Genomic DNA, 9,427 nt, shown 5'->3' on the forward strand with positions numbered 1-9,427 from the left:
CACTTTTCCAACAATATGAAATGTTGGTCCTATTGGACAAAACATAGGTAGTTTGTGCCAGTCTGAATGCCTGTTATAGGCATTCAGACTGTTTGAGGGTGCCCAATTAATTATAAGTTTTACTATAAATGACCTTGGGCACGTCGAAAATTGAGGCTTATGAGGACAATATTGAACTTTAATTTCATTAAAATGCGAAAAAAATGCTTTTTTTTTGATTTTTTCTTGACATGCCGCGAATTATAATGTATAATATTCTGTTATGCTATGTCACCATATTAAGACGGAAAAAGCAGATGCGGCAGCAGGCTTTTTCAAAAGTTTACTCGTAAGCTGCGTAACCACCGCCAAATAGGGGGACTCCTTTCAGTGAACAAAACGCCCAGAAAATCTTTTGCCAAAATGCAGATTCGGACAGAACTCCCGAATCTTATAGAAACCCAAAAGGTTTCGTATGATGCCTTTTTACAGCGAAATGTCTCACCCAATGAACGTATAGATACAGGCCTCCAAGCAGTATTTAAGGAAGTGTTTCCCATCCGAGATTTTTCGGAGGTCAATAGCCTTGAATTTGTCAGTTACACTCTCGGCACACCCAAATATACACTACAAGAATGCGTCGCGCGCGGTGTGACGTATCAAGTCTCTCTCACAGCGCGTATCATGCTTGTACTGCGTGAAGCCGATCCGGATGCCGATGAACCGCACGTCGTAGATATCCGAGAATCCGATGTCTATCTCGGTGAAGTACCATTAATGACTGAAAACGGCAGCTTCATTGTCAACGGCAGTGAACGTGTCATCGTGAGTCAGCTGCATCGTTCGCCGGGGGTCATCTTTCTTGAGAAATCGTTGCCAACCGGAAGACGGACACCGACTGCACAAATTATCCCCTATCGAGGGGCGTGGGTTGAATTTGAAATAGACACGAAGGATCAGATTTATGTCCGCATCGACAAACGTAGAAAATTACCCGCTACCGTGCTGCTGCGTGCACTCGGTTGGTCATCAGACGCGGACATCTTGAAACTCTACGCCAAAACGGAACGACTTGTGCTTGACGGATGGCAGGTTACCCACGTAGAGGGACCCGCAATACAGGTTAAAGCAGGTGATTTGTTAGACGCTGCAGAATTTCGGCAGGCGAGCAAGGATTATCCCGATCTCGAGACTGAGAAGTATTATCGTGTTACGCTTGTATCAGATGAGGATGAAGGCTGCCCACTCGAAGTCGGACAACCTCTTTCGGAGAAAGAGCGTACCAGTTTCCGCAGAAAATGGAAGGGCTTTGAAACCGAACTGCTTCGTCGTGTTGTTGATACCCACGACAGCGGATGTGAGTTTACACTTGGGCAAGTACTAACGAATTCAGAATACGAAGCCGCGCTTGCACGCTACGGAAAAGAGGCTTTCACGGCTGAGCAGACGCTGTCCGAAGATGCGCAAGAGAGGGTCTGTGCTGAAGACGTTATCCATCAAGAAACCGGTGAAGTACTCCTTACCGCGAATACACTCCTTACCGAAACCGAATTAGAGCGTCTCCAAGAATCTGGTGTTGAAGCGCTCACTGTTCTCGATACGGAGGATTGCCAACGCATTCGATTTTTACGGAATACACTCGAACGCGATCGACAGGCAGACTACGAGGCGCAATACTCTTTACAAGATGCAGCGCTACTTACCATTTTTCGTACGTTGAGACCCGGGGATACCACCAATATAGAGAATGCGCGTAAGCACCTCACATGGCTGCTTTTTGATCCACACCGATATGATTTAGGCATCGTTGGAAGATACAAACTGAACCGAAAATTCCAGAGGATACCGGTTTACGGAGAACCGCCTGAAGAAACGCTGCGCACACTTCGCCCCGCAGATATTGCCGCTACGGTCGATCACCTGCTTAAAGTGCATAACGGGTTAGCACCGAAAGACGATCTTGACCATCTCGGCAATCGACGGGTACGCGTTATTGGGGAACTCCTCGAAAACCAGTTCCGAATGGGATTATTCCAAATTCGTAGGACGACGCGCGAACGGTTGAGTACCAATAACGATGTTGCCAAAGTCGTACCGTCTTCACTTGTAAATCCGAAACCGCTTATGATGGCACTTCGTGAATTCTTCGGTTCAAACCAGTTGTCGCAATTTATGCAACAGATTAATCCGCTGGATGAATTGACACACAAGCGTCGTATCTCAGCGATCGGTCCAGGTGGACTTCATCGAGACAGAGCAACAGCCGCTGTGCGGGATGTACATTGGACACATTACGGGCGGGTCTGTCCTTTGGAAACTCCCGAAGGCCCCTCAATCGGACTGATTGTGTCTCTCGCTTGCTATGGGCGGATAAACCCTTACGGTTTTATAGAAACGCCGTATCATAAAGTGGAGAAGGGTGACGTTTTAGAAGATATCGAATATCTCACAGCAGATAGCGAAGATACCGTCCACATTGCCGCGAAGACCGCATCGCGCGATATCCCACAAACTACAAATGGGGACGCGGAGGCTTCAGGACAACTTCTGCCTATTCGCAGTGGTGAGGATGTCGTGTCGCTCCCGATGGAAAAGGTGAACTACATCGGAGTCTCACCGCAGCAGATTGTTGGCATCTCTGCCGCACTTGTCCCGTTCCTGGAACACGAGGATGCAAACCGTGCTTTGATGGGGGCGAACCACCAGCGCCAAGCCGTCCCGCTCATCCGCCCAGAATCACCGCTCGTCGGGACAGGAATGGAAGAACCTGCAGCGCGGTATTCCGGGGCACTGATCACTGCTAAGCGGGCAGGAACTGTCACAAGTGTCTCTGCCGATGAAATTCTCATATACACAGGCGAAGCCCTTCACCATGATGAAGGTGAAAATACGTTCAGTGAGATGGGCTATGATGTTTATAAACTCCAAACGTTCAAGCGGAGTAACAGCGGCACCTGTATCCATCAACGTCCGATCGTTGCAGTGGGGGATACAGTTGATGCCGGACAGGTCATTATTGATGGCACCTCTACAGAAAATGGGGAACTCGCACTCGGTCGAAATATCCTGTGTGCTTACATGCCTTGGGGTGGCCACAACTATGAGGACTCTATCCTTATAAGTGAGACACTCATTAAAGAGGATACCTTCACCTCTATCCACATTGAGGAATTTGAAGTAGAGGCGCGCGAAACGAAGGTAGGACCGGAGGAAATTACGAAGGACATTCCGAATGTTAGCGAACAGCGACTCGGTCAACTTGACGAGGAAGGGATCATCCGTGTCGGTAGCGTTGTTAAAGCCGGGAGTATCCTTGTTGGCAAGATCACACCGAAAGGTGAAAGCGAATATGGACCCGAAGAAAAACTCCTACGAGCGATCTTTGGTGAAAAAGTTAAAGAGGTCCGAGATGCTTCTACCTATGTGCGTCCTGGGGTTGAAGGCGTCGTCATTGATGTAAAGGTATTTTCACGTAAACCCGATGGCGCGCAACGACGCGGGAACTGGATGCAAGACGACTCCGGGTTGTCAATGGCTGATGGGTTACGCTATGAATCGAAACGTAAGGAGATTGAGGAGACTTGGCGGCAGCAGACCGCTTCGATCCGCCGTCGGAAAATTGAGGAGATTCGCAATGCGCTCATCGGATGTGAACTCGTTGAACCTCTTTACGCTGTCGGTGATTCCGAACCTTTTGCGAATGCTGGTGATAGCCTGACTGCCGAAGTTTTAGATACCTACATCTCCGGTTTCACGGCGGATGAGTATCGGACGGTAACGGAGGATACAACCGCTGAGGCCTTCATTGCGGATCCCCGTTATAGGATAACAAGTATTCCTGAACCTATTCCTACTATCGCGACACGATCGCCAGATGCCTTACCCGAAGGGACAGCGGTTACTGACAGCGACGAGGACGAGAACTTTGAAGAATTAGGTATATCCTCAGCTTCATCCGCCGAAATCGTCAGCGCAGTGGAGGAATATTTGAGTGGAGTTTGCAAGCCACTCTTGGGAGATAGTGAACTACTTAGGCAGGAAGAGGAACCTTTAAGTGCGCAAGCAGCGCATGTTGATGTTTCACTTCTCGGTTACGATGGCAGTGTAGTTGCTATTGCCCTGCATAAGAACACTTACGCCGACGATGAGGACGCCGAGGGCGAACCGGATACCGAGCAGCTTAAGGAGACGCTTACTGCAACGAACGCTCGGTTCGGGATATTGCTGACTGAAGAAGACCTTGAACCCGATAACTATGATTTCTACGAACTTGTAGACAACACAACGTTGGAAGCCCGGGAACGCCCAGAATTTGAACAATCCGTTATCATTCAACTGTCGGAAGCCGGATGCCCGGTTATGGAAGGCGAAGAACTCGCCGAAGAGAGTTGGGCGGATTTCAGTGGAATCTATCCCGGTTTGCAAGCAGAGCTATTCTGGGAAATTAAAGAAGTCTTTGATCCGGAATGTCCCCTGACTACGGGGCAGAATCTTTCCGATGCCGAGTATCTGCAGGTGTGTAACGATTATCCGGCACGTCTTGTAGAAGCCGGTCAGCAACTCACTGCAGAAGAACAGGACGCGCTCAGTAGAACTGCCAGAGACCTAAAAACTGAAAGCGTTTGGCACATTACCGCTGTTTTCGATCCGAAATGCACACTATCGGTTGGCGAGTCTGTTTCTGATGCCGACTACCAGAAAGCGCGTAAGGCGTGTAGTTTGTCGTTCTCGGACATCAACGTGACTGATACCGAGGCGAAAGAGCACATTCAGCGCGTTGAGGAGATGGCTCAGGGCAGGATAACCGCTTACACGGATGAAAAAGAGCAGGCACTCCAGCAATTGGAAATGGGCGATGAACTCAAGCCCGGTGTTATCAAGCGGGTCAAAGTCTATGTTGCCAGCAAACGTCCTATTTCTATCGGTGATAAGATGGCGGGGCGCTACGGGAACAAAGGCGTTGTTGCGAAAATTTTGCCAGCTGAGGATATGCCCTATCTGCCAGATGGTACGCCCGTTGAATTGGTGTTGAATCCTTTGGGGGTGCCCTCTCGAATGAACGTCGGTCAAATTTTGGAAATTCACCTCGGATGGGCCTGCCATGAACTCGGTATCCGCGTGGAATCTCCTGTATTTGATGGTGCGACCGAGAAAGAAGTTTTTGAAATGCTCGGTGAAACCGATCTGCCAGAGCGCAGCAAACGCACGGGTAAGAGCATCCTTTTTGACGGCAGGACGGGGGAACCGTTCGCACAAGAAGTGACAGTGGGATACGTCTATTTTCTCAAATTAAACCATCTCGTTGCCGATAAGATGCACGCTCGCTCCACTGGGCCTTACTCTCTCGTTACACAACAACCGCTCGGCGGTAAGGCACAACACGGCGGTCAACGGCTCGGTGAGATGGAAGTCTGGGCATTGGAAGCTTACGGGGCTGCGCATACACTTCAAGAAATGCTCACACTTAAATCGGATGATGTTCTTGGCAGAAGAGAGATTTATGAATCGGTTGTGAAAGGGCTAAACCCCGACCCGCCCGGAACTCCCGAATCGTTCAAAGTATTAGTCCGTGAACTCCAGACCCTCGGACTCCACGTATCTCTTGACCAAGATGAGGAATAGTCGTCAGTACTCGGTACACTACGCTTTCAGTTTTGACCAACAACTCGCGCCTTAGCAAAATTATCTGTAGTGTTTTTGCTTGGGTGTTTCTTCTAAGTTGTTGGTCAAAGTTAAAGAGGTTTATGATTAACCACAGCACCTCTTAACTGAAAACTGAAAACTGAAAACTGAAAACTACTGACAACTGATAACTGATAACCACTATAAGGAGAACTGATGAACACGGCATTTGACAGCATCTCCATAAAGATAGCCTCGCCTGATCAGATAAAGGATTCGGCGAAACAAACGAGTTGTAAACGCCGAACGCCTGCTGAGGCTACAGATGGTACCTTTATCTGCCCGGAAAAAGGCACATGTAGCTGCGGTGAGGTCAAGAAAGCGGAGACTATTAACTATCGCTCCTTCCGCCCGGAACCTGAAGGACTTTTCTGTGAGGCTATTTTCGGACCACAAAAGGATTGGGAGTGTAACTGCGGGAAGTATAAGCGTATTAAGCACAAAGGGATGATATGCGACCGCTGTGGCGTTGAGATTACACAACAACGCGTCCGCAGGGACCGACTCGGATATATCCAACTCGCTGCACCTGTCTCCCATATATGGTACTTCAAAGGGCTTCCATCACGCATCGGCGTTTTCTGTGGCCTTTCTTCACGTGATGTTGAACGCGTACTCTATTTTGAAGGCTTTATTGTTGTTGAGGTAACCGATCCAGATTGCCCACTTGAAGTCGGACAGGTGTTAACCGAAGTCGAATACGTAGAACATAGTAATAAGCATTGGGGCGGCTTTCGCGCTGGCACCGGTGCCGAAGTTATCCGTGAAATCCTTAGCGACATTGATCTTGAAGAGAAGATAGAAGCACTCACCCAAGAGTTGGCGGAAACGACGAGCAATCAGAAAAAACTTAAGGTTGCCAAGCAGCTGAAGCAGATGGCAGACTTTGCAGAAGCTGAACAGCGACCCGAATGGATGATCCTGGATGTCATTCCTGTGATTCCACCGGATTTACGACCCCTTGTTCCGCTTGAAGGGGGACGCTTCGCTACCAGTGATCTCAACGACCTATATCGCCGTGTTATCAATCGCAACAACCGACTCCGTAAACTCATACAACTCCGTTCCCCAGAGGTGATCCTTCGGAATGAAAAACGGATGTTACAAGAAGCCGTTGATGCTTTCTTCGACAATGGACGGCACGGCAGACGTGTCACCGGTCCTGGGAATCGTCCCCTCAAATCCCTCGCTGAGGTCCTCAAAGGTAAAATTGGACGGTTCCGTCAGAACCTACTCGGTAAACGGGTTGACTACTCTGGACGGAGTGTTATCGTTGTTGGACCTGAATTAGGGCTACACCAATGTGGTATCCCTAAACGGATGGCGGTCGAATTGTTCAAGCCGTTTATCATTGAGCGACTGCAAGCATACGGCTATACACAGACAATTAAGCGGGCAAAGCATATCGCTGAACACGTTGACTCCGATTCGCCTGTATGGGAAGTTGTCGAGGAAGTCATCGCCGACCATCCGGTCTTGCTCAACCGACCACCGACCTTGCACCGTCTTGGCATTCAAGCGTTTTTGCCTGTTTTGGTGGAAGGTAAATCCATCAGAATTCCGCCCCTCGTTTGTAAGGCGTTTAATGCTGATTTTGATGGCGACCAGATGGCGGTTCACGTACCGCTGACGGTCGAGGCACAGGCTGAGGCGAAACTCCTCATGCTCAGTAGCCACAACATTTTGAAGCCTTCACACGGGAGTCCAATCGCCGTTCCTGAACTCGACATGGTCCTTGGACCCAGTTTCCTTACCAAAACGTTAGCAGGACACGCTGAAGATGCCGCACTTTTGCACGAGGCGTACACGGCAGGAGACGCTTCTGCGTTTGAGGCACTTCGTGACAAGCCGTGGTATCACCGACGCTTCGCGCATCCGGAGGAGGTTATCACCGCCCATGCTGCAGGTCAACTTAAACTGCACGACAGTGTTCAACTTTTCTCTTTATCTGACGAAGGTGTGAAAATTACGGAACCTATTCTCACAACAGTAGGGAGGGTTATCTTTAACGAAGTGCTCCCTTCTGAATTAGCATGGGAAGATGAACACTCGCAGCAGCATATTCATTTTTTCAATGCCGAGGCAGGAGGTAGGGAATTATCTGCCCTAATTCATCGATGCTTTAACGAGTTAGGCACACGAATCACAACCGAAGTACTTGAAAATGTCCAAAAACTCGCTTTTGAGTACGCAACGTTGAGCGGCATTTCGCCAGGGATCACGGATTATATTACACCTAACAGCCGGAACGAGTTGGTGAATACGGCAAAGGCAGAAATTGAAAATCTCCTTGAAGGTGCCCCCGCAACTGAAAGCGAGGAATCCGAAAACGAGCAGATTCGCATCTGGCTGAACGCAAAAGACAAGATCGAAGCTGAGATGTTTGAAACCTTACCCCAGATAGAGACCGCCCTTGTTGAGCGTGGAGACCCGCGTAAGGTTCACCCGAACGTCGATCACAATGGATTAGAGGTAGATGACAAAACGGTGGAGGGTTTCAGCCCAGTACATATTATGGCGGATAGTGGGGCTCGCGCCCGAAAAGATCCGTTTATGCAAATCAGTGCTTTTATTGGACTGAAGGCAAAGCAGGATGGTGATATCCTTATTCCACCGATAGGGACAGCGACTTCTCGGGAAGGCGACTCAGATCTCCCTAACTATTTTTGCTCCTATCGCGAAGGGTTGGATGTACTCGACTACTTTAACTCTACTTACGGGTCGCGTAAAGGTTTGGTGGACACAGCACTGAAAACTGCGCATTCGGGATACCTCACCCGGAGACTTGTCGATGTCGCACAGGATGTCCGCGTTACTGCTGAAGATTGCCATACGTTGAATAGCATCCAGAAGTTCGCGACAGAAGGCGGGGACCTCGCCTTTAAAATTAGTGGACGCACCACCGCCGAGGACATTGTCCATCCGGAGAGTGGTGATGTCTTTGTTCCTGCCAACACCATCATATCCTCACAGATGGCGAGCCAGATTGATGCCCTTGGCATAAAGGTGGTGCGGGTACGCTCCGTCCTTACCTGCCAAACCGACGAAGGCGTTTGCGCCAAATGCTACGGGAACGATCTGACAACAAATAGCCTTGTGAATGTTGGTGAAGCCATCGGGATTATCGCCGCACAATCCATTGGTGAACCCGGAACGCAGCTGACGATGCGTACATTCCATACAGGGGGTGCTGTTGAGGATGTTTCGGAAGCCCGGCAGCATAAGATCCTATCCAAAGCCAGCGGCACCGTACGTTTCCGAGATTTCCAACCCGGACGAACCGTCAAACAGGAACGTGATCTCTGGATCGCTACCGAAAACCGGGCAAATCTTGATGGACCTGCTTACAAAGTCCAACAAGTCAATCACCCAGGTTGCCAACTACGTGAAGGCGAATTACTCAGCGAGAAACAGTATAGCGAAAACACTGAGCGTTATAAAGGCTTTGATACCAAGACCTGGCTCTACGAAGTTACTGCTGTTTTGGATAGCGATTGCCGTTTGAAGATCGGTCAGCAGTTGTCACAAGCAGAGTACGTCAAAGCACTCGCAGAATACGGTTTCCAACGGTTTGTAACGCCTCACTACCGCGTGACACAAGTGCAACACCCCGACGTCTCAGTTAAGGCTGGCGATCTACTCACTGAAGAAGCCGTAAAGCAGCTGAAGGATGAGATTCGACAGGGATTTGATATAGAGTTGTATTACTTAGATCCAGATACAGGCGAACTTGTTAAGGAAGAAGACCTTAAGGAAGCGAGTAATG

At 49.3% G+C, this 9,427-nt stretch carries 2 protein-coding genes; both read left to right on the forward strand.

All coding sequences use genetic code 11. From position 1 onward, the window contains the following. Nucleotides 1-369: 369 nt before the first annotated feature. On the forward strand, nt 370-5,601 hold the full coding sequence (rpoB, locus tag OXH00_09060) for a DNA-directed RNA polymerase subunit beta (protein ID MCY3741154.1): 5,232 nt from the start codon (nt 370-372) through the stop codon (nt 5,599-5,601). A 216-nt stretch (nt 5,602-5,817) separates the two neighbouring features. Beyond that, nucleotides 5,818-9,427: DNA-directed RNA polymerase subunit beta' (gene rpoC / locus OXH00_09065; protein ID MCY3741155.1), on the forward strand; the 3,610-nt coding region annotated here is incomplete at its 3' end.

Source organism: Candidatus Poribacteria bacterium, from assembly GCA_026706025.1.
Taxonomy (GTDB): domain Bacteria; phylum Poribacteria; class WGA-4E; order WGA-4E; family WGA-3G; genus WGA-3G.